General features: G+C 29.4%; 23 protein-coding genes and 1 pseudogene. 18 read left to right on the top strand and 6 right to left on the bottom strand.

Annotated features, from left to right (window positions below; translation table 11 throughout):
- Window positions 1-77 precede the first annotated feature (77 nt).
- From IPH62_03225 to IPH62_03190, 8 genes and pseudogenes are all read left to right on the top strand, one after another.
- Window positions 78-1,448, top strand: a complete 1,371-nt coding sequence (locus tag IPH62_03225; GenBank protein ID MBK7104274.1) for a tryptophanase — start codon at window positions 78-80, stop codon at window positions 1,446-1,448.
- A 90-nt stretch (window positions 1,449-1,538) separates the two neighbouring features.
- Window positions 1,539-2,351 (top strand): DUF4905 domain-containing protein, encoded by an 813-nt coding sequence (locus IPH62_03220; GenBank protein MBK7104273.1) that lies wholly within the window; start codon window positions 1,539-1,541, stop codon window positions 2,349-2,351.
- A 17-nt stretch (window positions 2,352-2,368) separates the two neighbouring features.
- Complete coding sequence (amrA, locus tag IPH62_03215; protein ID MBK7104272.1) at window positions 2,369-2,926, top strand: AmmeMemoRadiSam system protein A; 558 nt, start codon at window positions 2,369-2,371, stop codon at window positions 2,924-2,926.
- Window positions 2,926-3,741, top strand: coding sequence for an AmmeMemoRadiSam system protein B (amrB, locus tag IPH62_03210; GenBank protein ID MBK7104271.1), 816 nt, complete (start codon window positions 2,926-2,928; stop codon window positions 3,739-3,741). The genes amrA and amrB overlap by 1 nt, the downstream gene beginning before the upstream one ends.
- A 123-nt stretch (window positions 3,742-3,864) precedes the next feature.
- On the top strand, window positions 3,865-5,313 hold the full coding sequence (locus IPH62_03205) for a glycine--tRNA ligase (GenBank protein ID MBK7104270.1): 1,449 nt from the start codon (window positions 3,865-3,867) through the stop codon (window positions 5,311-5,313).
- Between the two features lie 157 nt (window positions 5,314-5,470).
- Window positions 5,471-6,790 carry an insulinase family protein gene (locus IPH62_03200; protein MBK7104269.1) on the top strand — a complete coding sequence of 440 codons (1,320 nt, stop codon included), beginning with the start codon at window positions 5,471-5,473 and terminating at the stop codon, window positions 6,788-6,790.
- A 29-nt stretch (window positions 6,791-6,819) separates the two neighbouring features.
- Window positions 6,820-8,892 (top strand): insulinase family protein, encoded by a 2,073-nt coding sequence (locus IPH62_03195; GenBank protein MBK7104268.1) that lies wholly within the window; start codon window positions 6,820-6,822, stop codon window positions 8,890-8,892.
- A 139-nt stretch (window positions 8,893-9,031) separates the two neighbouring features.
- Window positions 9,032-9,648 (top strand): annotated as a pseudogene (locus tag IPH62_03190) (HAD-IA family hydrolase).
- Between the two features lie 120 nt (window positions 9,649-9,768).
- On the opposite strand, the gene IPH62_03185 reads toward IPH62_03190, so the two are convergent.
- Complete coding sequence (locus IPH62_03185) at window positions 9,769-10,104, bottom strand: ArsC family transcriptional regulator (protein MBK7104267.1); 336 nt, start codon at window positions 10,102-10,104, stop codon at window positions 9,769-9,771.
- A gap of 82 nt (window positions 10,105-10,186) precedes the next feature.
- Here IPH62_03185 and IPH62_03180 point away from each other — a divergent pair, with 82 nt between their 5' ends.
- On the top strand, window positions 10,187-11,335 hold the full coding sequence (locus tag IPH62_03180; protein MBK7104266.1) for a hypothetical protein: 1,149 nt from the start codon (window positions 10,187-10,189) through the stop codon (window positions 11,333-11,335).
- 50 nt (window positions 11,336-11,385) lie between these two features.
- Here IPH62_03180 and IPH62_03175 read toward each other — a convergent pair whose 3' ends face one another.
- From IPH62_03175 to porQ, 4 genes are all read right to left on the bottom strand, one after another.
- Window positions 11,386-12,642 carry an outer membrane protein transport protein gene (locus IPH62_03175; protein ID MBK7104265.1) on the bottom strand — a complete coding sequence of 419 codons (1,257 nt, stop codon included), beginning with the start codon at window positions 12,640-12,642 and terminating at the stop codon, window positions 11,386-11,388.
- Between the two features lie 53 nt (window positions 12,643-12,695).
- Window positions 12,696-13,799 carry a hypothetical protein gene (locus IPH62_03170; GenBank protein MBK7104264.1) on the bottom strand — a complete coding sequence of 368 codons (1,104 nt, stop codon included), beginning with the start codon at window positions 13,797-13,799 and terminating at the stop codon, window positions 12,696-12,698.
- Window positions 13,800-13,822: 23 nt separating this feature from the next.
- Window positions 13,823-14,245 (bottom strand): MerR family transcriptional regulator, encoded by a 423-nt coding sequence (locus tag IPH62_03165; protein ID MBK7104263.1) that lies wholly within the window; start codon window positions 14,243-14,245, stop codon window positions 13,823-13,825.
- Between the two features lie 208 nt (window positions 14,246-14,453).
- Entirely contained in the window at window positions 14,454-15,383 is a 930-nt protein-coding gene (gene porQ / locus IPH62_03160) for a type IX secretion system protein PorQ (GenBank protein ID MBK7104262.1), read from the bottom strand.
- A gap of 220 nt (window positions 15,384-15,603) precedes the next feature.
- Here porQ and IPH62_03155 point away from each other — a divergent pair, with 220 nt between their 5' ends.
- From IPH62_03155 to IPH62_03125, 7 genes are read left to right on the top strand one after another with little or no spacing between them, the layout of a single operon-like run.
- On the top strand, window positions 15,604-16,206 hold the full coding sequence (locus tag IPH62_03155) for a hypothetical protein (protein ID MBK7104261.1): 603 nt from the start codon (window positions 15,604-15,606) through the stop codon (window positions 16,204-16,206).
- Between the two features lie 48 nt (window positions 16,207-16,254).
- Window positions 16,255-16,998: an outer membrane protein assembly factor BamD gene (gene bamD / locus IPH62_03150; GenBank protein MBK7104260.1), complete on the top strand. Its 744-nt coding sequence runs from the start codon at window positions 16,255-16,257 to the stop codon at window positions 16,996-16,998.
- Complete coding sequence (locus tag IPH62_03145; protein MBK7104259.1) at window positions 16,999-17,475, top strand: acyl-CoA thioesterase; 477 nt, start codon at window positions 16,999-17,001, stop codon at window positions 17,473-17,475.
- A complete protein-coding gene (locus IPH62_03140) occupies window positions 17,417-19,501 on the top strand; it encodes a hypothetical protein (protein MBK7104258.1) in 2,085 nt (694 codons plus the stop codon). Before IPH62_03145 ends, IPH62_03140 begins: the two co-directional genes overlap by 59 nt.
- On the top strand, window positions 19,501-21,159 hold the full coding sequence (locus tag IPH62_03135; GenBank protein MBK7104257.1) for a hypothetical protein: 1,659 nt from the start codon (window positions 19,501-19,503) through the stop codon (window positions 21,157-21,159). Before IPH62_03140 ends, IPH62_03135 begins: the two co-directional genes overlap by 1 nt.
- Window positions 21,160-21,204: 45 nt before the next feature.
- On the top strand, window positions 21,205-21,834 hold the full coding sequence (locus IPH62_03130; protein ID MBK7104256.1) for an ABC transporter ATP-binding protein: 630 nt from the start codon (window positions 21,205-21,207) through the stop codon (window positions 21,832-21,834).
- 37 nt (window positions 21,835-21,871) lie between these two features.
- Complete coding sequence (locus tag IPH62_03125; protein MBK7104255.1) at window positions 21,872-22,531, top strand: heme exporter protein CcmB; 660 nt, start codon at window positions 21,872-21,874, stop codon at window positions 22,529-22,531.
- A gap of 56 nt (window positions 22,532-22,587) precedes the next feature.
- On the opposite strand, the gene IPH62_03120 is transcribed toward IPH62_03125, so the two are convergent.
- Window positions 22,588-24,717: a S46 family peptidase gene (locus IPH62_03120; protein MBK7104254.1), complete on the bottom strand. Its 2,130-nt coding sequence runs from the start codon at window positions 24,715-24,717 to the stop codon at window positions 22,588-22,590.
- 31 nt (window positions 24,718-24,748) lie between these two features.
- On the opposite strand from IPH62_03120, the gene IPH62_03115 reads away from it, so the two are divergent.
- Both IPH62_03115 and IPH62_03110 read left to right on the top strand, forming a co-directional pair.
- Complete coding sequence (locus IPH62_03115; protein MBK7104253.1) at window positions 24,749-25,354, top strand: DNA-3-methyladenine glycosylase; 606 nt, start codon at window positions 24,749-24,751, stop codon at window positions 25,352-25,354.
- A 121-nt stretch (window positions 25,355-25,475) separates the two neighbouring features.
- Window positions 25,476-26,255 (top strand): DUF3108 domain-containing protein, encoded by a 780-nt coding sequence (locus IPH62_03110; GenBank protein MBK7104252.1) that lies wholly within the window; start codon window positions 25,476-25,478, stop codon window positions 26,253-26,255.
- The last annotated feature ends 135 nt before the right edge of the window (window positions 26,256-26,390 follow it).

Raw genomic sequence — 26,390 nt, 5'->3', positions numbered from 1 at the left:
ATTAATAATTTTTCATTTTTATATTTTTTCAATAAAACCAAAAGCCGTAAGTTAATACATTAAAATTTTGAGGAATTATGAAAACAATTATTGAGCCATTCAGAATAAAATCAGTTGAGCCGATAAAATTTACATCAAAGGAAGAACGAATTAAAATTTTAGAAAATGCCGGATACAATCCTTTTTTAATTAAAGCTGATGACGTAATTATTGATTTGCTTACGGATAGCGGAACATCCGCAATGAGCGCAAAACAATGGGCTGGAATTATGGAAGGTGACGAATCTTACGCCGGTTCAAAAAGTTTTTACAGATTCGAAAAATCCGTAAAAAAAATTACGGGACATAATTTTATAATTCCGACACATCAAGGAAGAGCTGCGGAAAAAATTCTATTTTCTATTATTGGCGGAAAAGGAAAATATATTCCCAACAACACACATTTTGATACAACCCGCGCCAATGTTGAGTTTAGCGGTGCTGAAGCAGTTGATTTACTTAACGAAATTGGAAAACATCCGGAAATTAAAGCAGATTTTAAAGGAAATATGGATGTCGAAAAATTGGAAGAATTTATTAAAAAAGTAGGAAGTGAAAATATTCCGCTCGTTATGATTACGATTACAAACAATTCCGGCGGCGGTCAGCCGGTTTCTATGCAGAATATTAAAGATGTAAAATCAGTTTGTGTAAAATATAATTTGCCGCTTTTTATTGATGCGTGTCGATTTGCAGAAAATGCATATTTTATCAAAAAAAGAGAAAAAGGTTATGAGAATATAAGTGTGCTGGAAATTTCGCAAGAAATATTTTCGTATTCTGATGGCGCAACAATGAGTGCGAAAAAAGATGCGCTTGTAAATATTGGTGGATTTCTTTCAATCAACAATGAAGATTTAGCAATGAAGTGCAGAAATTTGTTAATTGTTACGGAAGGATTTCCAACATACGGCGGTTTAGCTGGACGAGATTTGGAAGCAGTTGCGCACGGATTGGAAGAAATTGTTGATGAAAATTATCTTCAATATAGAATTAGAAGTATTGAATATTTGGGCGAAAAATTGGTGAACGCCGGAATTCCAATAATAGAGCCACCGGGCGGACATGCAATTTATCTTGATGCAAAAAGATTTCTGCCGCAAATTCCCCCGCAAGAATTTCCGGGACAATCAATAGTTTGCGAAATTTTTATTGAAGGCGGCGTTCGCGGAGTTGAAATCGGAAGTGTAATGTTCGGCAAATATGATGAAAATGGAAAAACCGTTTCTCCGCCAATGGAATTAGTGCGTTTGGCAATTCCTCGCAGAGTTTATACACAAAGTCATATTGATTATGTTGCCGAAGTAATAATTGAAGTTTTCAAGAATCGTGAAAATTTAAAAGGTTATAAATTTACTTATGAAGCTCCAATGTTAAGACATTTTACAGCGAGGTTTGAAAAAATATAAATTAAAAAATCACTATTTGCTGTTTTGTTTTGCTAACATAAAACAATTTAGCCATTTAACAATTATTTTCATCAATTTCTATTGGGTTTTATGAAACTTAAAAAAACATTTTCCTTTACAGATAAAAACCAAATTTGGCGTTTGTTAATTTCTGAATCTGATAAAATTTTAATTGAAACAAGAGATTTGGAAAACAAAGAAGTTTTCTATCATTATATTGATTTGACAAGTGGAAAATCAATTTTAAAAAATTTTCAAATGGAAGAAAAATTTTGGATTGGGGTAGAAAAAATTTACGATGAAAAAATTATATTTCATCAATATGCAAAACCAAATATGCCGGAACATAAAAAAATTATTGTTTATGATATTCAACAAAAAAAAGTTTTATGGCAAAATGATGATTTAATTTTTCTAACTATTCTTGATTCAAAAATTTACGGTTACAAAAAAAAGTTTGAAGGCAGAGAAATTATTGTTCTGGATTTTCATTCCGGGGAAATAATTGAAAAAATAGAAAATGAAGATGAGAAACTAAAATCAGTTTTGGGAAATATTAATTCTGAAGATTTTGCAAATTATATTTATCCAGAAACTTTTTATAATGATGACAAAGATTTATCTGCAATAGTTGAAAAAGAAACTCAGCATAAAAGTGGTGTAAGCAATATTGACTTAATAAAATTCGGCGATTTATTAATGTTCAATTATCATCTTAAAAAAGAAAATAATTTTCTTGATAATATGTTTGCCGTTTACAATATTGATAAAAAGAAAAAACTTATTACAGAAGTTTTAAATAAAAATATAAATTCTTATTCACCGGATTCATTTTTCATTTATAAAAACAATTTGATTGTTCTCAAAAATAAAATAGAATTAATTTCGTATAAAATTGTTTAATTATTTTAGGCGGATTTATGGAACTTACTCCACAAGAAAAAAAAATGCTTCTTTCTTTTGCGCATTTTTCAATAGAATCCGGATTTCGTCCAAGTCATATAAATCTTCCCACATCTGAAGAATTTCCAATTCTAAAAACTAATTCCGGAGCATTTGTTACAATTACAATTAATAAAAAATTGCGTGGATGCATCGGATATATTCAATCGGATGACGAATTAAGCAAAACCGTTATGGATGCGGCATTTCAAGCGGCTTTTCATGATCCGCGATTTGAGCCATTAAGCGAAAGTGAATTTGCTAAAATTAAATTGGAAATTTCAATTTTATCCGAAGCCTTTCCGTTAAATAATTATGACGAAATTATTTTGGGTAAACACGGATTGATTTTAGAAGAGAATAGAAGGAAAGCGCTGTTGTTACCTCAAGTTCCAATAGAACACAAACTTGATAAAGATCAATATTTATCGGCACTTTGCAAAAAAGCGGGACTTTATGAAGAATATTGGAAAACGAAAAATCTAAAATTAAAAGCATTTACTGCAACTATATTTTCTGAAGAGGAAATATCGTAATGAAAATTAGAGAACCAAAAGTTGCGGGAATGTTTTATCCAAACTCCAAAATTGAACTTGAGAAAATGATAAATAATTTTTTTGATAAAGTTGATTTAATAAATAAATATGAAAATGTCGGCGGAATAATTTCTCCGCATGCCGGATATGTTTATTCCGGACAAACTGCTACGTTTGGTTACAAAACAATTATTGGGAAAAAATTTAAGAACGTAATTGTTATTTCGCCAAGTCACAGAGAATATTTTCCGGGAATTTCAGTTTATGATGGAGATGCATATAAAACTCCTCTTGGTCAAATTAAAATAAATTCTGATTTAAGAAATCAAATTTTAGATAAGAGTAATTTATTTTTTTCCGGCGAAGAAGGTCATAGAAACGAGCATGCTTTGGAAGTTCAACTTCCGTTTTTACAAATTGCTATTGGAGAATTTAAACTTATACCTATTGTCATTGGTGATCAAAGCAAAATGTTCGTAGATGAATTAGCTGAAGTTTTATCAAATTTTATTGATGATGAAAATTTACTTATTGCAAGTTCGGATTTATCGCACTTTTATATTAGAGAAAAAGCCCAGATTAAAGATGGAAAAATTATTGAACACATAAATAAATTTGAATTTGAAAAACTTCAATCAGATTTAGAAACAAAAAATTGTGAAGCTTGCGGCGGCGGAGCAATTGTGGCAGTAATGAAAGCACTCAAAAATAAAAATTATAAAAATTCTAAAGTATTGATGCAAACAGATTCCGGAGATATAACCGGAGATACTTCTGAAGTTGTGGGTTATTTATCGGCAATAATATTTAATTAAAATTTTATTGAATTATTCGTCTTTCACAAATTACTACACTCCACAAATTCTCAAAAAATATTATATTTGCAAATCCTTTTTAACAAAGTGAGGTTTACCATAGCACAGAATAATAGAAATGATATAATTGAAAAAATTGTATCTCTTGCAAAAAGAAGAGGTTTTGTTTTCCAATCAAGTGAAATATACGGCGGATTAAACGGCTGTTGGGATTACGGTCCGTTAGGTGTTGAACTTTTGAATAATATAAAATCCGAATGGTGGAAAGCCATGACTTACCGTGAAGATGTAGAAGGTTTAGATGCATCAATTTTAATGCACCCAAAAGTTTGGGAAGCAAGCGGTCACGTTGAAAATTTTACAGATCCAATGATTGACTGCAAACAATGTAAAGCAAGATTCAGATTGGATACTTTGGGAGAAGCGATTGCAGACAAAAAGAAAGAAAAATTGTTTGAAACATTTTTAGAAAAAGTAAATGATGAAAATTTAAAATCAATTCTTAATTCAGATAAAACTTTAGATGAAAAATTTGAATTGCTGTTATCAAATAAAGATTTCGCTGATTCTTTTTTGGAAGAAATAAATTGTCCACAATGTGGAAATAAAGGAACTTTTACAACTCCACGAAATTTTAATTTAATGTTTAAAACTTTTCTTGGACCAGTCGAAAAATTAGAAAACGCAATTTATTTGCGACCCGAAACTGCGCAAGGAATTTTTGTAAACTTCTTAAATGTGCAAAGTGCAAGTCGACAAAAACTTCCGTTCGGAATTGCGCAAATTGGCAAAGCTTTCCGTAATGAAATTAATACAAAAAATTTCCTTTTCCGTACACGCGAGTTTGAACAAATGGAAATGCAGTATTTTGTAAAACCCAGTGAAGACAAGAAAAATTATGATTCGTGGAAAGCAACTAGATTGGAATGGTTTAAAAAATTGGGTATGACTCCGGAAAAATTAAGATATCATGATCATCCGGCAAACAAGCTTGCTCATTATGCAAAAGAAGCAACGGATATTGAATATCAGTTTCCGTTTGGTTGGGGAGAAATTGAAGGAATTCATAACCGAACAAATTTTGATTTGGGAAGACACGAAGAATTTTCCGGAAAATCTCAAAAATATTTTGATGAAGAATTAAAGAAAAAATATATTCCATTTATTATTGAAACTTCCGCCGGAGCTTCAAGATCATTTATGGCGTTTTTGGTTGATGCATATAATGAAGAAGAAGTAAACGGAGAAACCAGAGTTGTATTAAAATTTCATCCAAAACTTGCACCAATTAAAGCTGCAATTTTACCTCTGGTAAATAAAGATGGAATGCCGGAAATTGCTCGCGAAATTGAAAATGATTTACGTCCGTTTATGAAAGTTTTCTATGATGATAAAGGTGCAGTTGGAAGAAGATACAGAAGACAAGATGAAGCCGGAACGCCTTTCTGCGTTACTGTAGATACACAAACTTTGGAAGATGGAACTGTTACAGTGCGAGATAGAGATTCTATGGAACAAATTAGATTGGATAAAAAAGAGTTGTTAAAATATTTTCTTGAAAAGTTAAGGTAAAGAAAAAGATTAAGAGTAAGAGTAAGAGTAAGAAGTTGTGTTGATAAACATTTTGAAGAAAGAAGGGAGAAGTATTCTTCCTTTTTTTTTGTAATTTGGATTAAGTAAATTACTTCAACAAAAAAATAATTTAAACTAAAACTGCTTTAGGAGAAAAATGAAATCAAAATTAATTTTAATGTTTTTGCTTTCCGTAACTTTAATTTTTGCTCAAGCAAGAAAAATTGAATTTACCGAATATGATCTTGATAATGGATTGCATATAATTTTACATCAAGATAAAACTACGCCAATTGTAGCTGTTTCAATTATGTATCATGTCGGATCAAAAAATGAAGATCCCGAAAGAACCGGATTTGCACATTTTTTTGAACACTTAATGTTTGAAGGTTCCGAAAATATTCCGCGCGGTCAGTTTGATAAGATTATGGAAAGTGCCGGAGGAACAAATAATGCAAACACTTCTCAAGACAGAACTTATTATTATGAAATTCTTCCATCAAACCAATTGGAATTAGGATTGTGGATTGAATCTGAAAGATTGTTGCATGCTAAGATTGATACGGTTGGAGTAGAAACACAAAGAAAAGTTGTAAAGGAAGAAAAAAAACAACGCTATGAAAATCAACCGTATGGTTCTGTAATTGAAGAAACTTTTAAAAGAGCTTACAAAGTACATCCATATACATGGCTGCCGATTGGGTCAGTTCAATATATTGACCAAGCAACAATTCAAGAATTTAGAGATTTTTACAAAACTTTTTATGTCCCAGAAAATGCAACTTTAGTAATTGCCGGTGATATTGAAATTGAAAAAACAAAAGAATTAATTAAAAAATATTTTGCAGATATCCAAAAATCTAAAAAAATTATTCCCAGACCAAATGTTATCGAACCACCATTAACTGCTGAAGTTAGAGATACGGTTTATGATAATATTCAGCTTCCTCTTGTGCTTCAAGCATATAGAATTCCAGCGTTAGGTACGGAAGATTTTTATTCACTTACAATGCTAACAACACTTTTAGCTTCCGGAGAAAGTTCACGTCTGCAAAAAGCTGTTGTTGATCAAAAACAAAAAGCAGTAAATGTTGGAGCTTTCCCATTTTCATTAGAAGATTCTGGGCTATTCATAACATACGGAATAAGCAATATGGGAATTACAGCAGATGATTTAGAAACTGCAATGCAAGAAGAATTAAATAAATCGATAAATGAAAAAATTAGCGAAAGTGAATTTCAAAAATTGCGAAACCAAATTGAAAATGATTTTGTTAGCGGAAATTCTACAGTTGCGGGAATTGCAAATAATTTAGCAACTTATAATGTTCTTTATGGAAATACTGATTTAATAAATTCCGAAATTGATAAATATATGAAGGTTACGATTGATGATATCCAAAATGTTGCACAAAAATATTTAACAAAAGAAAATAGAGTTGTACTTTATTATTTGCCAAAATCAGCTCAACAATAAAAAGTTTTTAATGAATTGGAGAAATTAAGATGAAATTTAAAATTGTAATTTTATTTATTCTTTTTGGAGTGTTAAGCTTGGTTGCACAAGTTGATAGAACAGTTCAACCCAAACCGGGACCTGCACCAGAAATAAATATGGGTGAATATGAATCATTCACTTTAGATAATGGTTTAAAAGTATTTGTAATCGAAAATCACAAACTTCCCAAAATAAATTTCAATTTAATTATTGATCGAGATCCTATTTTAGAAAAAGAAAATACCGGTTATATTGAATTAGCCGGACAACTTTTAAGAAGAGGAACATTAACTCGATCAAAAGAAAAAATTGATGAAGAGATTGATTTTATTGGAGCAAATCTAAATACTTCCGGTATAAGTATTTCCGGTTCATCGCTTACAAAACATTTTGATAAGTTGATGGAAATATTTTCCGATGTACTTTTAAATTCCGATTTCAAGCAAGAGGAATTAGATAAACTTAAAAAGCAAATGCTTTCCGGTTTAGCTGCTGCAAAAGAAGAACCGGATGCAATTGCTTCTAATCTTAGAAGTGTTTTAACTTATGGTGCCGATCATCCATACGGAGAAGTAATGACGGAACAATCAGTTAATTCAATTTCTTTAGATATGTGCAAAAATTATTATAAGAAATTCTTTAAACCAAATATTGGATATTTAGTATTTGTCGGTGATATAAATTTAAAAGAAGCAAAAAAAATTAGTGAAAAGTTTTTAAGTAAATGGGAAAAGGGAGAAATTGAAAATCTAACTTTTCCAACTCCAAAAGCTCCGTTAGTTACAAAAGTTGGAATTTCAAATCGTGATGCTTCGGTTCAATCTGTTGTGAATGTAACTTATCCCGTTGAGTTAGAAAAAAATAGTCCGGATTTAATAAAAGCATCCGTAATGAGTGCAGTTTTAGGCGGAACATTTTCTGCAAGATTAAATCAAAATTTGCGAGAAAAACACGGTTACACTTATGGAGCCGGAAGTTCTTTAAATTCCGATAAAGTTATTGGTAATTTTAATGCTTCGGCGACAGTTAGAAACTCAGTAACGGATAGCGCAATTACAGAAATTTTTAATGAATTGAAAAGGTTGAGAAATGAGAAAGTTCCGGAATTAGAACTTGAAAGAATTAAAAGTTATTTAAATGGAAGTTTTTCTCGATCACTTGAAAATCCGCAAACCATTGCGCGATTTGCATTAAATATTGCAATGTATAATCTTCCAAAAGATTATTATAAAAATTATCTTAAAAATTTAAGCTTAGTAACTGCTGATGATGTTCAGGAAATGGCAAAAAAATATTTGAAACCAAGTAATGCGCAAATAATTGTTGTTGGAAACGCAAAAGAAGTTGCAGAAAATTTAAAGAAATTCAGCGTAAGCGGAAAAGTTCAGTATTATGATATTTATGGAAAAGAATATGATCCAAATGTTAAGAAAGTTGAAGAAGGAATTACTGCCGAAAATATAATTGAAAAATTTATTGAAGCAACCGGCGGAAGAGAAAAAATTTCTGCCGTTACGGATAAAATAGTTGAATACAAAGGCGTTGTTCAAGGAATGAACATAAAATTGACAATGGCTCAAAAAGCACCGAATAAACTTTTTCAAGAATTGGATTTTTCTGTCGGAAAACAAACAACAGTTTTTGATGGAGAAAAAGGAAAAGTAGAAGGAATGGGACAAGTGCAAAATTTGGAAGGCGAAATGCTTGACGAACTGAAATTCCAAGCAATCTTAAATTCGTTTTTAGATTATGCAAAAAATAATGTTAAAATTGAACTTGACGGAATTGAAACAATAAACGGAAAAGATGCTTACAAAATAATTTCAACAATTCCATCCGGAAAAAAATCCACACAATATTATGATAAGGAAACAAGTTTGAAAATTCGTGAAGTAAACAGTGTAACTTCGCCGCAAGGAACTTTTACACAAACAATTGATTTGGATGATTATAGAGATGTTGATGGAATGAAACATCCTTTTAAACTTGCACAGACATTAGGACCGCAATCAATTAATTTGGAAGTAACATCGGTAAAGACCAATTCCGGATTGAGTGATTCAATGTTTGAAGTAAAATAAAACTATTGAAAAATAATTAAATCAATAAAGATCCGATCTTTTTAAAAGACCGGATCTTTTGTAAAAATGAAATTTTTATTAATAGAAAATACATCGAAATCAAAATGACAAACTTGGCAAATGAGAAAGTTAGAATAATATGAATAAACAAAAATACTCCACAATTGTTTTCGATTTGGGAAATGTGCTTTTACCATTTGATCATCAAAAATGGGTGAAAAATTATAATTTAATTCAAAACGGATTAGGTGATAAATATTTTAAAAAATATCTTGAGAATTACACAATTCATAGAGATTATGAATCGGGGAAAATTTCTAACGAAGATTTTATTAAAATAAATTTGGAATGGCTGGAAAATAAAATTTCCGAAGATGAATTTTGTAAAATATTTTCCGAAATATTTACAATGAATTTGAATGTAATTGAATTACTTCCGAAACTCAAAAAAAATTATAAATTAGTTTTACTTTCAAACACAAATCATATTCACAAAAAATTTGGATGGGAACAAAATAAGTTTTTAGAAAATTTCGATAAATTAATTCTTTCACATGAAGTTGGGGCTGTAAAACCGGAAGAAAAAATTTATAAAGCCGTTGAAAATTTTACAAAAGAACCAAGTGAAACCCACATTTTTATTGATGATATTTTGGATTATGTAAACGCAGCAAAAAAATAAACTGGGATGGAATTCAATTTATCGGTTACGAAAATTTAGTTGAAGAATTTAACAAGAGAGAAATTTTGTTTTAGCATTTTTTCAGTTTGTTTTCTTAATCTTACTCTTAATCTTTTTGCTAATTAAATAATAGAGTAAGATTAGGATTAAGAATAAGAGTAAGAAAAAATACAGAAGTCAATCATCTTTCAATTTTACTTCATCCATTCCTTCCAAACTTCCGGTTCGTATCCAACAGTAACATTTTTTCCATTTCTAACAATTGGAGTTTTTATTAGCAGCGGATCGGAAAGAAGTTCTTCCTTTAAATTAAAAATCATATACTTCAAACCGCGTTTCTCAAACTGTTTAGAATTTTTATCAATCAAATTCTCTTCATCAATTTTGTGAAGAATATTCTCCAATTCGCCTGGGCTAATTCCTTTTTCCGCTAAATCCCTAAAGTGAATTTGAATATTCCGTTCCTTAAAAAAACGCTCTGCTTTTTTTGTGTCGTTACATTTTTTTGTGCCGAATATCTGAATGTTCATAATATTTACTATTTTGATATGGGAACAATTTAATTAATGTTTAGTTAAAAATAGAAATCTTAAAACAAATTACAAATTTTATATGAACACAAAAATTTTATCTAAACTTGCGGCAATTTTTATAATTTCAAACATTGTAAATGCGCAAACTGCAAAATTTGATTCATTGTTGAATTTGGGAATTAACCAAATTTATAACATAAAATTTGATGAAGCCGAAAAAACTTTTTCACATGTTCAGAAAGATTTTCCAAAACATCCCGCCGGAAAATTTTTTGATGCAATGATTGTTTGGTGGAAAATAATGATTGACCAAGACAACGAAGAATATGATGAAATATTTGAAGAAAAATTAGAAAACGTAATTGATTTTTGTGATGATTTGCTTGATGAAAATGATGAAAATGTTGATGCAATATTTTTCAAAGGCGGTTCACTCGGATTTAGAGGAAGATTATATTCAATTCGTAAAGAATGGTTTGATGCCGCTTTAGATGGGAAAGATGCGCTTCCGTTAGTTTACGAAGCTTATGAAATTGATCCGAAAAATGAAGACGTAAAACTTGGTTTCGGAATTTACAATTATTATGCGGAAGCAATTCCGGAAAAATATCCTTTTATAAAACCGGCGATGATGTTTATTCCGAAAGGGGATAAGAAAAAGGGAATTGAGCAATTAACAACTGCAGCGCAAAAAGCAAAATATGCGGCAATAGAATCGAAGTTTTTTTTACTCACTTCATTTTATCAATTTGAAGAAGATTTTGATAAAGCACAAATTTATGCCGAAGAATTGACAAAAATGTTTCCCAACAATCCGATCTTTGAAAAATATTTGGGAAGAATTTTTATTAAGAAAAATGATTACACTAAAGCGAGTAAAATATTCAAAAGTTTAATGGATAAGAATTCGCAAAAATTAGTTGGATATAATAATAAAGTTTTAAGAGAAGCAAGCTATTATGTTGCAGTTGAGCAAATGAAAAGAAACCAAATTGATTTGGCAAAAAAGAATTTTAAAACTTGTGAGGAAATATCGCGCACTTTAGATAAAAATGAAGATGAAGATTCCGGGTTTTTAATTAGTGCATTGGTTTATTTAGCAAAAATACATGAGCAGCAAGGTGATAAAAACAGTGCAGTAAAAATTAATAAGGAATTATTAAAATTGAGAGATTATAATGGGTCACACGATAAAGCAAAAATGGCGTTGAAAAGAATTAAAGTTTGAAAATAGAATTAAAAAGATGCGATCTTTAAAAGATCGCATCTTATAAAAAATTATAACCCCATACTAAAACCAACACTGAAAGCAAATACATCTAAATGATGTAAACCAGGCATATTTTCAGCTTGTAATAAATTTGGATAGGCTTCAACATCTCTATCAGCGCCATATAAATATTCTGCAGCTGCTTCAACAGTATAATTTCCAAAGCTGTAACCTACTCCACCAGTGAAAACATGATTTGTAGAAGATGGGAATAAAATATTTAAAGTTTCATCCGGAGCCGGAGCCGGATCATAATAATAACCTAATCTAATTGCTGTAGCTGGAGAAACCATATATTCACCGCCCAAACGAATTTGTATAGCATCTGCCCAATCTAATAGAAACTCACCCTCTGGCATTTTATCATATTCTGCAACTAATTTATCAAGTTTTCCCCAATTACTATATTGTGCATCTAATGCTACTGTTAAACATTTTGTTGGTTTATAAGCAACTCCACCACCAATCCACATAGGCCAGGTAACTTCTCTGCTAAAATCAGTATTAATTATATTGCCTAATGTTTTTGAGTCAATATCAGCTGTTCCATCCATTGCAACAGAAGAAGCTGTTCTAAAAGTTGCTCCCACAGCTATTTGTTGACAAATTTCATATTTTAGACCTAATGTTGCACTTATACCTAAACCAGTTGATTCTTCAGTATATTGTACTGGAGTTTCAGCAACTCCATCTCTATTCAAATCAGCAGCATCTGGTCTTAATAAATCAAACATCGCATAGTTAAAATTTAATGCCAAACCGACAGAAAATTGATCATTTACTTGGTAAGCAACAGCTGGAGAAATTGAGACAACACCTATTTGAGATTCCCATTCAAAAGCTTGTGTTCCAGAGAAAGCAGCTAAATCTGCCCCATCCCATGTTGCACCTAATCCAGCTGGTACATAAACACCAAGCCCAACAGAAATTTTTCCTAAATTATAAACTCCTAATAGTCCACCAGTAGGGTAAATTTTACTTTCAGTTTTGGTGTCAATATTTATTCCAGCAAGTGGAAATTCATACTGGTAAGAACCAATTGGCATAACTCCAGTAAAGTAAGCTAATACAGAAGATTTTTGATCAGCTAAACCTGCTGGGTTCCAGTAAATTGCAGTAGCGTCATTAGAAAGTGCAACAAATGCACCGCCCATTCCTAAAGCTCGCGAACCCAAACTATTTAAACTCAATCCATTAGCAAAAATGTTTGAACTTATTGCAATTGTAATAATTATACTCAAAGTAAGTTTTGAGATTTTTTTCATGTTTCCTCCATAATGATTGGTATGTAATATTAAATATAATATAATTAGGTATTTTATTCCTCAATAAATTTTTTACCGAGTAATGCTTTTTTTATTGATTCATCTAAAATTGCGGGCATGCTCATATGATTCATAAACGCCGACATTCCAGCATCCCAGAAATACATATCCATTCTATGCATTTCTTTTTGTGTATAAACATTTAAATTATTGCCTTCTTGTATCAGAAGAATTTCAATTGGATAAGCGGTAAGGTGATCAATCCCGGGGCACAAATCTCCTTTCTTTTCTCTCGCACTTCCGGAAATATTGAACGAAACACTTTCTGTTTGGGGTCTTGTAATACCCAACAAAATTGCATCTTTTTTTGGTGATTCAATTTCCGAAACAATTTTCCACTTTAGATCATCTTCATTTTTGTAATATCTGTAATTTTTATCATCTTCACTTGGCTGAAATGTTTCTAAATTTTTTACAAATTCAGATTTCAAATTTTTTAATCCCTCTAAACCATTTTTATTCTCTTCGCTGTAAATTTTAGGAAATTGATCTTCATCATTAAATAATGTTAAAGGTCCAACCATCATAAACATATCTTTTGATGATTCAGCTAAATCATCATTATCCCTAATTGGTTCCATATTTTTTTGAACTTTTTCGCCCGCAACTGAATTATGTAAAAATCCGACTAATTTAACTTTTAGAATTTTTGTTTTTGCTATTACTTCATTATATAAATTCTGTTTATCGTTTTCATATAAATCATTAAAAACAATTCTATTAATTGTTTCCGGATCTGTGATAATTACGTTTGTTCCTTGAGGCGTTTCATAAATTCCAACTCTTAAAAATCCTGCAATTAAATATTTTGAGCCGTAAGATGTAAGCGTATTTAAATATTCTTGAGAAGTTAAAATTATTAAATGTGCTTTAAAACCACATAAATCTTTTGAATCCTTTTTAATATAATCCGGAGTGTGTATTGGAATTGAATTTAGTACTTTGAAACCATTTTTTGCTGCGTTATCAACAATGGTTTTTTGAATTTCTGAAATGCTTCCGCTAACTGATTTGTTAGTCAACAAATAAATTCCGTGTTCTGAAGCATAAGTTAAGATTGAAGATAATAAAATAATTGTTAGTAATTTTGATTTCATTTATTCCTCTAATTTTGAAAAATTTACGGCAATAATTCCTTAAGCTTTTGTTTTATTGATGCACAATTACCAAAACTTTTATAAACTTCACATTCTCTGCAATCTCTATCTTTACAAATATTATTTTTATGGTTGATCATCCAGCATGGCTTATCATAATTTTGGTAAAAATCACAATTGTTTCTATCTTTTTGCGAGCAATTAATTATTGACCAGCAAGGTAAAAGAGCCAGAATTCTTCTAATTCCTTCAATATTAATTTTTATATCGCTAATTGTATTTTTTATACATCTTATTCTTTCAAGATCTTTATCGGAAAATAATCTCTGATTACTACTTTTTCTGAATGGAATTATTAAACCTTCTCGTTCATACATTCTTAAAGTATGAACAGAAATTTCTAAAATTTTTGCGGCATTACTTATTGTGTAGATTGGGGAATTTATATTATCATTCATTTTTATTGAAAGTTATGATTGAGTAATATCAACTTTCTTAACATCAACTAATGATAAATTAAATAAAAAAAGAATTTATTCATACAAAAATATCTTAATAACGGAATTGAATTTTTAAAATATTTCTATGTATAAATTTTAAATGAAATTATTGAAAATTGAGGAAATAAAATAATTTGAAAGTAAACTTTTGGATTTAAAGATTTGTTGAAATTCCGATTCTGTGAATTGCGCCAACTTCTCCAAATGATGAGAATGAATAATCAAAATTATATTTCGAAACTAAAATTCCTACCCCTAAATTAATTCCGGCTAAACCGGCGGTTCCGCCGATTTTAAATTCTTTACGTTTTTCGTTATCGTAACCTAATCTAAGTTTAATAACGCTGCTTAATTTAAATTCGCCGCCAAAAGTAAACTGCTGAAACCTTTCGCCAAAAGAATCATAATTTCCATTTAGTTTGTTTAATGAAGCAAAAAAAGTAAACGGAAGATGAAGTAGAGTTTTTGAAAATCCAAAACGAATATCAAGCGGAAGTTTTTCATCATAAGAATAATATTGGGAAATTTGCGAACCGAGATTTAATATTGAAAATCCAAAATTCCATCTTTCTTCTGGAATTGAATAATGTAAACCCAAATCTGCTGCAATTCCGGTTGATGAACGATCTGCAATTCCCGAAAAGATAAATTTAATATTTGCGCCGTAATAAAAATTATTTCCAAGTAAATTTGAATAACCAATTAACGCAGCAAATTCTCCGGCGCCAAATTCACCGGTTTCTTCTCCTTTAATTGTTCTTCCATCAAAAGTACCATAATTAATATATTGAATAGCTGCTCCAAATCTTCCAATTCCTTCAAATTCTTGCGAATATGAAAGTGCTGCGGAATTTATATCAAGCAAATGTTTTACAAATGAAAATGAAATCGGAGATTCTTTTAAGTAACTAATTCCGGCAGGATTATAAAAAATTACGTTTGGATCATCATTATTTGAAACAAAACTTCCGGCTAATGCGGAAGCGCGCGGACTTTGATCCAACATCAAAAATTTAAATGTTTCTTGTCCGAAAACAGAAAAATTAAAAATTGTTATTAAAACAAAAATGAGGATTTTTTTCATAATTACTTAAAATTTACAAAGGGATTTTAAAGATAAATTATTATAAAGGCAAGATGATATATTTTTGCCCTTTGATTAAATCTTAAAAATAAAAGGAACTGAAAATCTGAAAAAAGTGTACAAACAAATATTTCAATCAATTTTAAGTAAAACGGTCAATAGAATGTACATTTTATTTTGATTTTTAATTGGGTATTTTGCAATTCAAAATTTAGAATTTATGTTAATGCAATTTTCGAAATCAATAATTATTATAATTTTTTTACTAAATTCTTTTTTATCTGCGCAAATAAAAACAAATTTAGAAGTTGTAGATTCTTTACTCGGAGTTTCGGTTTTGAAAATTAATTCTGCAAATCCGAACAAAAATATTAATTACGAATTTAAATTTAATTCACCGCAAGATTATAATGCTTTATCAAATTCAGTTATTGAAAAACTGCAAAATGTGCGAATTAAGTTGAATTCCTCGGAAAATAATAATGAAATTCTGAATTATTCGATCAAAAATATTTTGGTTGAATATCCGGAAATGTTTAGAGACGGAATTTTTGGTGATTACTTAGTTAATAGAAAAATCAAATTGGAAGGTTCTTTTTATTTTAGTTCAAACGGAAATTTAGGGAAAGTTACAAATTTTGATTTTATTTTTTCGGATACTTTAGCATTAAGCGAATTAAATTCTGTTCAAAATATTGCTTACGGATTTACTTCGCCGGAAATACCGAGTGAACCGTTTTTCTCAAGTTTAGTTGAACCAACAATTGCAATTGGAACCGCAGCGGTTGCGGTTTATTTATTTTTTAATGTAAGAAGCAAATAATAATTTTAATATAATAGTTTTTAAAATGTGATTTAGGAAAAATATCAAATGAAAAAATTTTCAATTTTATTTCTTACTGCAATTTTAATTTGGAATTGTTCATCATCAGTTGATACAACAACTTTAACAGCCGAGCAGCATTTGGAATATGCAAAAAAGTTAATGCTTGATGAAGATTATGAAGAAGCAGTAAGAGAATTTCAATCAATTTTACTTCAATATACAGGAAGTTCAATAAATGATGATGCTCAATATTCTTTGGCTTTCACATACTTTAAAAGAGAACAATATTTATTATCAGCTTATGAGTTCAGCAAATTAATTAGAGATACACCGGCAAGCGATTTTGTTCAAGATTCACAATTTATGTTGGCTGAATCTTATTTTCAATTATCGCCAAGTTACCAGTTAGAACAAAGTTTTTCTAAAAAAGCAATTGAGGAATTTCAAGCATTTATAGAATTTTTCCCAACGCATCCCAAAGTTGAAGAAGCCGAAAAAAAGATTGCCGAATTATATTCAAAATTTGCTGAGAAGGAATATGAAAGCGCATTGATTTACGAGAAAATGGAATATTTCAATGCTGCAATTCAATATTTTGAAAATGTTAAGAACACTTATTTTGATTCGAAATTTGCGCCTTTGGCTCATTACAGACTAATAAATTTATTAGTCTTAAAAAATAGAAAAGATGAAGCTTTAAGAAATATTGCGGAATACATTACTAAATATCCCGGCGATGAAAATATTGAAGAACTAAAAGAACTTAATACCGAATTAGAGAATTCCTAAATGGCAAAAAGGAAAGTTGTAAAAGATTCAATTGTAACTATGACTGAATTGGTTTTGCCTCAGCATACAAATCAGCTGGGAAATTTGTTGGGCGGACAATTAATGCATTGGATTGATATTTGTGCCGCATTGGCCGCAAGCAAACACGCAGAAAAAGTTTGTGTAACTGCATCTGTTGATAAAATAGATTTCCATCATCCAATAAAATTAGGTTATGTTGTAACTTTAATTGCTTCGGTAAATAGAGCATTTAATACATCGATGGAAGTTGGTGTAAAAGTAATTACAGAAAATTATATTTCAAGAAAAAATTTGCACACAAACTCTGCATATCTTACATTTGTTGGTGTAGATAAAAATGGCAAACCCGCTAAAGCATTTGAGATTATTCCGGAAACCGAAGATGAAAAGAGGAGATTTGACGAAGCTCTTCAAAGAAGAAAACAAAGACTTACCGAAAGGAAAAACAATAGTTAAGTATATTTTTTTATTGTTTATTTCAGCAAATGTCTCTGCTCAAACTATTTTGAATAATTTTGGAATTTCTGAAATTATCAAAACTTATCCCGGTTTTACAAAATTTTCATTTATTGATTTCAATAATGACGGAATTGACGATATAATTTTGTACGGCGGTCAATCTAAAAGTTTTGTACTTCATAAAGGCTTGCCTGATTCATCTTTTGCTCCGCCGGAAAAGAAATCTTTCTTCTTTCCAATTGATGATTTTAAATGGCTAACTACTTCAAAAAAAGGTGAAAATTATTATTTATTTGTTTCGCGGAATAAAAGATTAGCCGGACTCGTTTCCTTCAATTCAAATAATTCGTTGCGGTTATTAAGTAAAATTGAATTTAATTCTTATCCTTCATCAATTGATATTATTGATATTAACAATGATTCAAAAAATGAAGCTATAGTTTTTGGTCCAAATTTTAACGGATTTGAAATACTTGTTGCAAAAGGTTTTACTCTTACGCAGCAATCAGCTCTTGAAGAAAATATTTTACGCGAAATTATTCCGCTGGATTTTAATCAAGATGGAAATAGTGATTTGATAGGGATTGATATTTTAAACAATTCATTAAAATTTTTAGAGAATTATTCTAATTTTAATTTCACCGAGTCGAGAGAAATTCCATTTACAGAATTACTTTTATCGCTGAAAAAAGTTCATTATAATAATGATGATTTTACGGATCTCGCAATTACAGATGTAAACGGAATAAAAATTCTTATGGGAGATTCAGTTTATTCGTTTTCCCAAAATTTAAAATTTAATTTTGATTTTGTTCCAACTATTTATGAAATAGATGATTTTAATAAAAATGGATTTAAAGATATTGCCGCTGTAAATAGCGATGAAAATAAAGCATATGTAAAGTTGAATGACATCAATTACAATATAATAAATTATAGTTTTGATGGAATTACAGATTTAAAATATTTGAAAAATAAATATGTAAACGCAATCTTACTTTTAAGCAAAAAAGGTTTAATCAAACAAATTGATTCGCAGAGAAAATGGGGAAAGTCATTTAATTATTCAATTAGCGGAATGCCAAATAAAATTTATTATAAAAAATCCGGCAACAGTTTTGAGAGTAATTTTTTAATTACGGATAAAGAAAATAGTTATGTAACAAATCTTTCATCGACAAAAAATGGAATATTTTCTAATCAAAATTTGGAAAAATTTGTAAACGATTTTTCAGAAATTTCTTGGTCGCCCAAAACAAAATTAATAACTGCGTTTTCCCAAAATGAAAGACTTATAGAAATTCGTTCAGCTGAAAGAAAATCTAAAAATAATTCGCCGCAAAATTTTATTTATACGACAAATCCAATTCAGCAAGTTATAATTGATTCATCCGATAATATTTACACTCTGCAGAAAGATTTGGATAAATTATATTTAAGAAAAATGGAGTTTGAAAAAGATCAATATAAAATAAAATCTTCTGTTTTTATTGAAGCAAATGTAATTGATCAAATGATAAATTCAATTAACGAAATTTTTTATTGGCAGAATTTAAATGGTTATCTTTCATTCAAGAATTTTAAGAATGGCAAAAAAAGAGAACTTTTCAATATTAAATTTGCCGAAAATGAAAAACCGAAAGTTACAATAATTGATAGATTGAGAAAAAATAATAAGGAATCGGTTCTTACAATTTTTCATCAAAAAAACAGCGACCAAATTATTTTATTTGACGGTAAAAATACAAAGCAGATTAAAACAAAATATTCATTGTTCGGAAATTCAACTGTTGATGAAAATAATTTTTGGTATTCTCAAGATAAAAGAAAAAATTATATTTTATATTTTAGGAAGAATAATAAAGTGCAAAAGTTTAAAATGGATTTTACAACGCGAACAATAAAACATCTTGCGGATTTCTCGACTGAAAATATTATTGATTATTTTATTGAAAATTTTGGCGGTAAACTTTATTTAGTTTATTCATCAAAAGAGAATTTTATTAAATTTCAGAGAATTTGATGTTAAGAAAATTATTGTTGATTTTATTCATATTTGTTGAATTTACTTTTGCGCAAAATTTAGATTCACTTTACCAAGAATTTATTTTACGAAATTCACAATCAAATATTTCCTCACAATTTCAAATTACAAATGATGAAAATATTAAATGCGGATTTGGACTTTCCGCATCTGTAAAAACTCATTTATCGGAATTTTCATCTGACCAATTACAAAAGATAGAAGAAATTTTAGAAAGACCGGAAATGCAGAAAAGTATTGTAAGTCCTTCCGGATTTTTTAGAATTCATTTTGATACAACCGGCGTAAATGTTCCCGGTTATGATATTCAAGAATTAGCAATTGCTTTTGATTCGGCTTACACTTATGAAGTTGAAATTTTAGGTTATCCGGCTCCGCCCAAAGACGGAACTTACGGCGGCGATGACAAATATGATGTTTATGTTACAATATATGCAGGCGGTTACGGCTCAACAAATATGGAAGATGAAATTGGTGAAAACAAATATTTAAGTTTTATCAAAATTCATAATTCGTTTATTGGATCATTTTATACAAAAGGAATTGAAGCCGCAAGAGTAACAGCCGCACACGAATTTCATCATGCAATTCAAGTTGGAAATTATATTTATCGGGATTCCGATAGATTTTATTTTGAACTTACTTCAACATCAATGGAAGAATTTGTTTACGATCATGTGAATGATTATTACAATTACATGAAAAGTTATTTCAATAAACCAAACAGAAGATTTACAAGATTTGATTTCAGTAATGACGGCTATGATGTTTCAATTTGGAATATTTTTTTACGGGAAAAATTTGCTTCTCAAACTCCAAATACGGGTGATGAAATTATTAAAAGAAGCTGGGAATTAATGAGCGAAAAAAATCAAAGAGCAATAATTGCTTTACAAAACTCTATAAGTGAATTTGGTTATTCTTTTACCGATTTATTTAATGAATTTGGAATTTGGTTATTTTTTACAAACTATAGATCTAAAGAAAGTAAATATTTTTCGGAAGCAGAATTTTATCCGCTAATTAAACGAACTTTGGAAATGGATTTAAATCCTTCTCAAATGCCAATAATGATAAGCTGCGAGCCAACTTCGTTAAATTATTTATTGGTAAAAGATAATTCACAAGGAATGCCGGATTCTATTTTTGCAATATTTAGTAACTCTGATGTTAAAGGAACTTTAACCACGGGAAATAATATTGATATAGATTTTACAATCGAAACGAGTACATTTAACGGTTCGTTTCCTGTCGGTGAAAATTACTTTGCAAAAATTGATGGAAATAATAGCAGTTATATTGGTCATAGTTACATTATAAATAACGAGCTTGCATCAAATTATATGGAAAGAATGCATGTTGATTTTGTTTATCCGCAGCCGTTTAATTATAATGAATTTTCAAATATTTGTTTTCCAACATTTGCGGATGAAAGCGGAAATTCAGAATTATATATTTATTCTTCCGACATGAATTTGATTTATAATCATTCATTACCGATTTCAGTTTCTGGAAAAATGATTGTAACTTGGAATGGTTTGGATAATAACATGAATAAATTAGCAAGCGGTGTTTACATTTATGTTACAAAAACTAACGGAAAAATTAAAAAAGGAAAATTTGTAATTCTAAATTAATTGTTTTAAGAATTTAACAAACTCAATTTCACTCAATAAAATTTTATGAATAATAGTTCTCTTTCATTTCAGAATATTACAAAAACTTTTGGGCGAAGATTAATATTTAAAGAAATTAATTATGATTTTGTTAGCGGAAAAATTTATGGATTTTCCGGAAGAAACGGTTCGGGCAAATCCACATTGGTCAAAATTGCTGCCGGATTGATTTCGCCGACAAATGGGAAAGTTATTCACAAAGATTCTGTAAAAGAAATTATACCGGAAAAACTTCACAATCACATTGGCTTTGTTTCACCTTATTTAGTTTTATATGATGAATTTAATGCCGAAGAAAATCTTTATCATTTTGCAAAAATTCGCGGAATTAAATTTGATAAAGAAAGAGCAGATTATTTATTGAACGAATTTGAATTGCTTCCGCGAAAAAAAGATTTGTTAAAAGGATATTCAAGCGGAATGAAACAGAGAATGAAATTTATATTTGCACTTTTACATTCACCCAAAGTTTTATTTTTTGATGAACCGACTTCAAACTTGGATAGTTCCGGCAAAGAAAAAGTATATGAAATAATTGAAAAAGAAAGTAAAAATAATTTAGTAATTATCGCTTCAAATGAAGAAAGTGATTTAGAACTTTGTAATGAAATTTTGGAAATAGAGAATTTTAAGTAAATGAAGTATCAAGAATCAAGTATATAGTATCAAGAGAATGAAAATAATTTCGGTATTTAAAAAAGATTGGGAATCGGAACTAAGAACACGTTATGCAATAAATGCTTTAGCGATGTTTATTCTTGTAACAATCAGTGTTATTTTATTTTCCATCGGACAAGAAAAAGTAAGCATTCACTTAACCGGCGGATTATTTTGGGTTGTAATTTTCTTTTCTGCAATGTCCGGATTATCTCGTGCATTTGTTTCTGAAGAAGAACGAGGAACAACACTTACACTTCAATTAATTGCTTCACCATCAACAATTTATTTTGGCAAATTATTTTTCAATCTTGTTTTAGTTTTTATTATGAATATTTCAATTGTAATTCTTTACTACTTACTTTTCGAATCATTTGTAATTCTAAATTTTTCACTTTTTTTAATTTCATTATTTTTTGGAAGTATTGGAATTGCAATTTCTTCAACAATTATTGCGGCAATTATTTCAAAAGCAAATACTAAGGGAACACTTTACCCGGTTTTATCATTTCCAATTTTATTACCGCTGATTTTAACTCTAATGGAATTAACAAAATTTGCAATGGATGGTGATACAATTGTTCAATCTTACGCAGAATTGATGGTTTTAATTTCTTACGATGTTATAATGATAACTGCCGGATATATGTTGTTTGATTTTATTTGGAAAGATTAATTTTGTAGAGGCGCAAATCCGATAGCTGAAGGATGCGTCTCTACATAAATTAAAATTTAAATTCCAATTTCATCCAATAAATAATCAGCGCCGCCAAGTTTTTGTGTAATAAATAAAACGTATCTAATATCAACGCCAATTGATCGGCTGTAAGATTCATCCCAAGCAAAATCATTTATTGTTGCTTCGTAGGCTCGATCAAAATTAATTCCAATCATTTCACCTTTTGCATTCATAATCGGACTTCCCGAATTTCCGCCGGTAGTATCTGTATTGTATAAAAGTGCAACGGGAACATCACCAAGTTCTTCATCATAAAATTGTCCAAAATCCTTATCATTGTACAATGTTTTTAGTTTATCCGGAATTGCATATTCACTTCCCAAATAACTTTTATCAATTACTCCACTTAAAGTTGTAAGCGGCGACATATAAACTGCATCTGAAGGAGAATAACCTTTTACATAACCATAAGTTAAACGCAAAGTTGAATTAGCATCCGGAATAAAATTAGATTTTTTCCACAATTTTTTTACTTCATAAAGTTCTGCGGCAAGTTTTGTATTTCTGTTATTAATTGATTCGTACTGTTCATCAATTTGTTCAAATTCACTTTCAAGATTTTTTACTAAATTTATAAATGAATCTTCAAACTCATCTGGACAATTTAAAAGTAGTTCATCAATATTATTTTGTTCAAATATTTTTGAGTTCATCAAAGTGTTTTCAACAAATTCATTTAGATTATTTACGTTTTCCAGAGATTGAATTTTATTCTGCAATTTTTCAGCATCGGTAAACATTTTGTTTAAAAAAGATTTTTCAAACTGCGAATTATAATCCTTTAAAAGTTCTACAAATTGTTCTTTGCTTTTTTCAATTTTATCACTTTTATAATTATCCTTTCTTTCATTTTCCGGTTTTTGCATTTCAGTACAATATTCTAAAATTTTATTTGAAATTTTATATCCGGTTGAAAATCTTTTAAACATATTTAACCACAAATATTTATCGGCTATTGAAAATAATTTATCATAATTACTTTTATACTCTGAAAATAAATTTCCATAATTATTTTTCAGTTCATTGTTTTCATTAATAAATTCCAATAATTCTTTTTCTTCATTTTGCTTTTTCTCAACAAGTTCAAGTCGTTTAAATCCTTTCAATTTTCCTTTAAAATTTTTCATTGTGTTACCCAAACGCTTAATGTTAGATGCAAACTTTAACTGAAGTTCAACATCATTTTTGCTTATTACTTCTAACTCATTTATCATCCATTCGTAAGTTTCTGAAATGTAAGGTAAATTATAATTCTGTTGATATTCTAAAAAGTACGATGGAAGATGGCGAAACGTAGTTCCGGGATAACCAAGAATAAAAACAAAATCATTTTCTTCAACTCCATTTGGATTTATTCTTAAATATTTCTTTGGAGAATACGGAATATTCTTTTCTGCAAATTCTGCTGCACTTCCATCCGGAGCAACATAAGCGCGCATAAACGTAAAATCGCCGGTGTGTCTTGGCCAAACCCAATTATCTGTTTCGCCGCCAAACTCACCGATTGATCTCGGCGGAGCATAAACCAAACGCACATCTTTTATAATTCTATATTTGAAAAGAACATAAGTTTTTCCTTTAAACATTTCAGATACTTCACCAACAATTGAATTAGTTTTATCTTCCGTAGAATCAGCAAGTTCTTTCATTTTGTCTTCAATTATTTTTGCTCGCTCTGCTAAATCTTCAATTCCTATTACGGAGTTTAAAATTACTTCCGAAACATCTTCGTAAGATTCTGTAATTCTGACTGTTGTGCCTTTTGCTGGAATTTCTTCCAATTTTGTTTTAGCTAAAAATCCGTTTTCTAAATAATTATTTTCCGGTGAACTTGCTTTGCTTATTGCACCAAATGCACAATGGTGATTTGTTAAAATTAATCCTTCTTCGGAAATAAATGAACCGGAACATCCGCCGACTTTTACTAAAGCGTCTATCAAACTTATTCCGTTTGGATTGTAAACTTCAAGCGGATCAATTTTTAATCCGGCTTTCACCAAATCAATTTTGTGAATTTCACTTAACGGAAACATTCCTTCTTCCGGAACCGGTGTGAACATTCCGGTTAAAAATAAAAACAAAAATGAAATTAGTAAGACAGTTGAATATTTTTTAGTTTTCATTGTAATCCAATTTTTTATTCAAAACATAATTATGAATCAAAAGTTAAAAAAAGTTTTTTACAAAAGAGATGTTCTAATTGTTGCAAAAGAATTATTAGGAAAAATTTTTGTTTTTAATGATAAAAGAATCGGCAAAAAACTTTTGGCAAAAATTGTAGAAGTTGAAGCTTATGACGGAAACATTGACGAAGCCGCTCACACATTTATTGGAAAAACGGAACGCAATAAAATTATGTTTGAAGAAGGCGGATTTCTTTATGTTTACTTCACTTATGGAAAACACTTTTGTGCAAATATTGTAACCGGAGAAAAAAATCACGGAACGGCAATTTTACTTAGAGCAATGGAACCAATTGATGGAATTGAAAATTTTGCAAATAATAGATTTGGTAAAATTGATTTGAATAAATCTGAAAAAATTAAATTACTAAACGGACCTGGAAAAATTTGTAAAGCTTTCAATATTACAAAAAATCAATATGGAATTGACTTAACCAACGATGAAATTTATTTATTAAATTCCAAAAAAATTTCAGAAAGCCAAATTGTAACAACAAAAAGAATTGGGATAAAAAAATCGAAAGATTTGATGTGGAGATTTTACATAAAAGATAATCTGTATATTTCCAAGAAATGAGTTTACAATTCAATCAAATTTCTATTCTTTCGAAAATGAATTATAAATTAAAATTTGTAAGTGAAACCTTGAACATTTTTTATTGTATGATAATTAACATTTTCCGAAACTGGAGAAAATTTTGAAAAATAAATCGTTAATAATTTTATTCATAATTTTTAGCATATCAAGTTTATTTGCTCAAAAAAAAGAATTTAGAGAACTTGAAAATAATGCATTTTCTGTTGGAGAAAGATTAACATTTGATGTAAAATACGGTTTTGTCACCGCCGGCGTTGCAGTTATGGAAATTCCATCTATAAAAAAAATTGCAAAACGCGATGTTTATCATGTAAGATTTAATGTAAATTCTGTTGAAAGTTTTGATTCGTTTTTCAAAGTCCGCGATCGTTATGAAACTTATTTTGATGTAAAAGGATTATTTCCTTGGAGATTTGAACAGCATATTCGTGAAGGAAATTTTTCGAGAGATTTTTCCGCTTTTTTTGATCAAAGAAAAAATTCCGCAAAAACAAGTAAAGGGACTTATGAAATTCCGGATTACGTAAATGATATAGTTTCTGCTTTTTATCTTGCAAGAACTTTTGATTTTGAATCTTTAAAAGAAGGCGAAAGTTTTCATTTGGAAAATTTTTTCAAAGATAAAGTTTATCCGCTTGATGTTGTTTATCGTGGCAAAGAAAAAGTAAAAGTTGATGCCGGAACTTTTAATTGTATAATGATTGAACCGTTAGTTGTTGAAGGCGGTTTATTTAAAAATGAAGGAAGCATTATTGTTTGGCTGACAGATGATGATGTAAAAATGCCGGTAAAAGTTAAATCCAAAATTCTAATTGGTTCAATTGATGCAGAACTTACAAGCTACGAAGGAATAAAACCAAAATTGGCTTCAACAAAATAATTTTAAGACCGACCGAAATTATATATCAAAAATATACTTCATAATGTTTTAAATCTAAATAAATGATATATTTCTTATTATAAGTATTGACAATAATAATAAATTTAATTACATAGTTCATTAAAATAATTTAAA

It is taken from the genome of Ignavibacteriota bacterium (assembly GCA_016708125.1).
Lineage (GTDB): Bacteria > Bacteroidota > Ignavibacteria > Ignavibacteriales > Melioribacteraceae.
This window is presented reverse-complemented; position numbering and strand designations above follow the sequence as displayed.

What these genes read in the sequence shown, in the direction of transcription:
- IPH62_03185 (MBK7104267.1), bottom strand. Translation starts at nt 10,104, where the DNA reads ATGAACATTCAGATATTCGGCACAAAAAAATGTAACGACACAAAAAAA.
- IPH62_03200 (MBK7104269.1), top strand. Translation starts at nt 5,471, where the DNA reads ATGAAATCAAAATTAATTTTAATGTTTTTGCTTTCCGTAACTTTAATT.
- IPH62_03145 (MBK7104259.1), top strand. Translation starts at nt 16,999, where the DNA reads ATGGCAAAAAGGAAAGTTGTAAAAGATTCAATTGTAACTATGACTGAA.
- bamD (MBK7104260.1), top strand. Translation starts at nt 16,255, where the DNA reads ATGAAAAAATTTTCAATTTTATTTCTTACTGCAATTTTAATTTGGAAT.
- porQ (MBK7104262.1), bottom strand. Translation starts at nt 15,383, where the DNA reads ATGAAAAAAATCCTCATTTTTGTTTTAATAACAATTTTTAATTTTTCT.
- IPH62_03120 (MBK7104254.1), bottom strand. Translation starts at nt 24,717, where the DNA reads ATGAAAACTAAAAAATATTCAACTGTCTTACTAATTTCATTTTTGTTT.
- IPH62_03180 (MBK7104266.1), top strand. Translation starts at nt 10,187, where the DNA reads ATGAACACAAAAATTTTATCTAAACTTGCGGCAATTTTTATAATTTCA.
- IPH62_03115 (MBK7104253.1), top strand. Translation starts at nt 24,749, where the DNA reads ATGAATCAAAAGTTAAAAAAAGTTTTTTACAAAAGAGATGTTCTAATT.
- amrB (MBK7104271.1), top strand. Translation starts at nt 2,926, where the DNA reads ATGAAAATTAGAGAACCAAAAGTTGCGGGAATGTTTTATCCAAACTCC.
- IPH62_03220 (MBK7104273.1), top strand. Translation starts at nt 1,539, where the DNA reads ATGAAACTTAAAAAAACATTTTCCTTTACAGATAAAAACCAAATTTGG.
- IPH62_03155 (MBK7104261.1), top strand. Translation starts at nt 15,604, where the DNA reads ATGTTAATGCAATTTTCGAAATCAATAATTATTATAATTTTTTTACTA.
- IPH62_03225 (MBK7104274.1), top strand. Translation starts at nt 78, where the DNA reads ATGAAAACAATTATTGAGCCATTCAGAATAAAATCAGTTGAGCCGATA.
- IPH62_03170 (MBK7104264.1), bottom strand. Translation starts at nt 13,799, where the DNA reads ATGAAATCAAAATTACTAACAATTATTTTATTATCTTCAATCTTAACT.
- IPH62_03175 (MBK7104265.1), bottom strand. Translation starts at nt 12,642, where the DNA reads ATGAAAAAAATCTCAAAACTTACTTTGAGTATAATTATTACAATTGCA.
- IPH62_03125 (MBK7104255.1), top strand. Translation starts at nt 21,872, where the DNA reads ATGAAAATAATTTCGGTATTTAAAAAAGATTGGGAATCGGAACTAAGA.
- IPH62_03195 (MBK7104268.1), top strand. Translation starts at nt 6,820, where the DNA reads ATGAAATTTAAAATTGTAATTTTATTTATTCTTTTTGGAGTGTTAAGC.
- IPH62_03130 (MBK7104256.1), top strand. Translation starts at nt 21,205, where the DNA reads ATGAATAATAGTTCTCTTTCATTTCAGAATATTACAAAAACTTTTGGG.
- IPH62_03135 (MBK7104257.1), top strand. Translation starts at nt 19,501, where the DNA reads ATGTTAAGAAAATTATTGTTGATTTTATTCATATTTGTTGAATTTACT.
- amrA (MBK7104272.1), top strand. Translation starts at nt 2,369, where the DNA reads ATGGAACTTACTCCACAAGAAAAAAAAATGCTTCTTTCTTTTGCGCAT.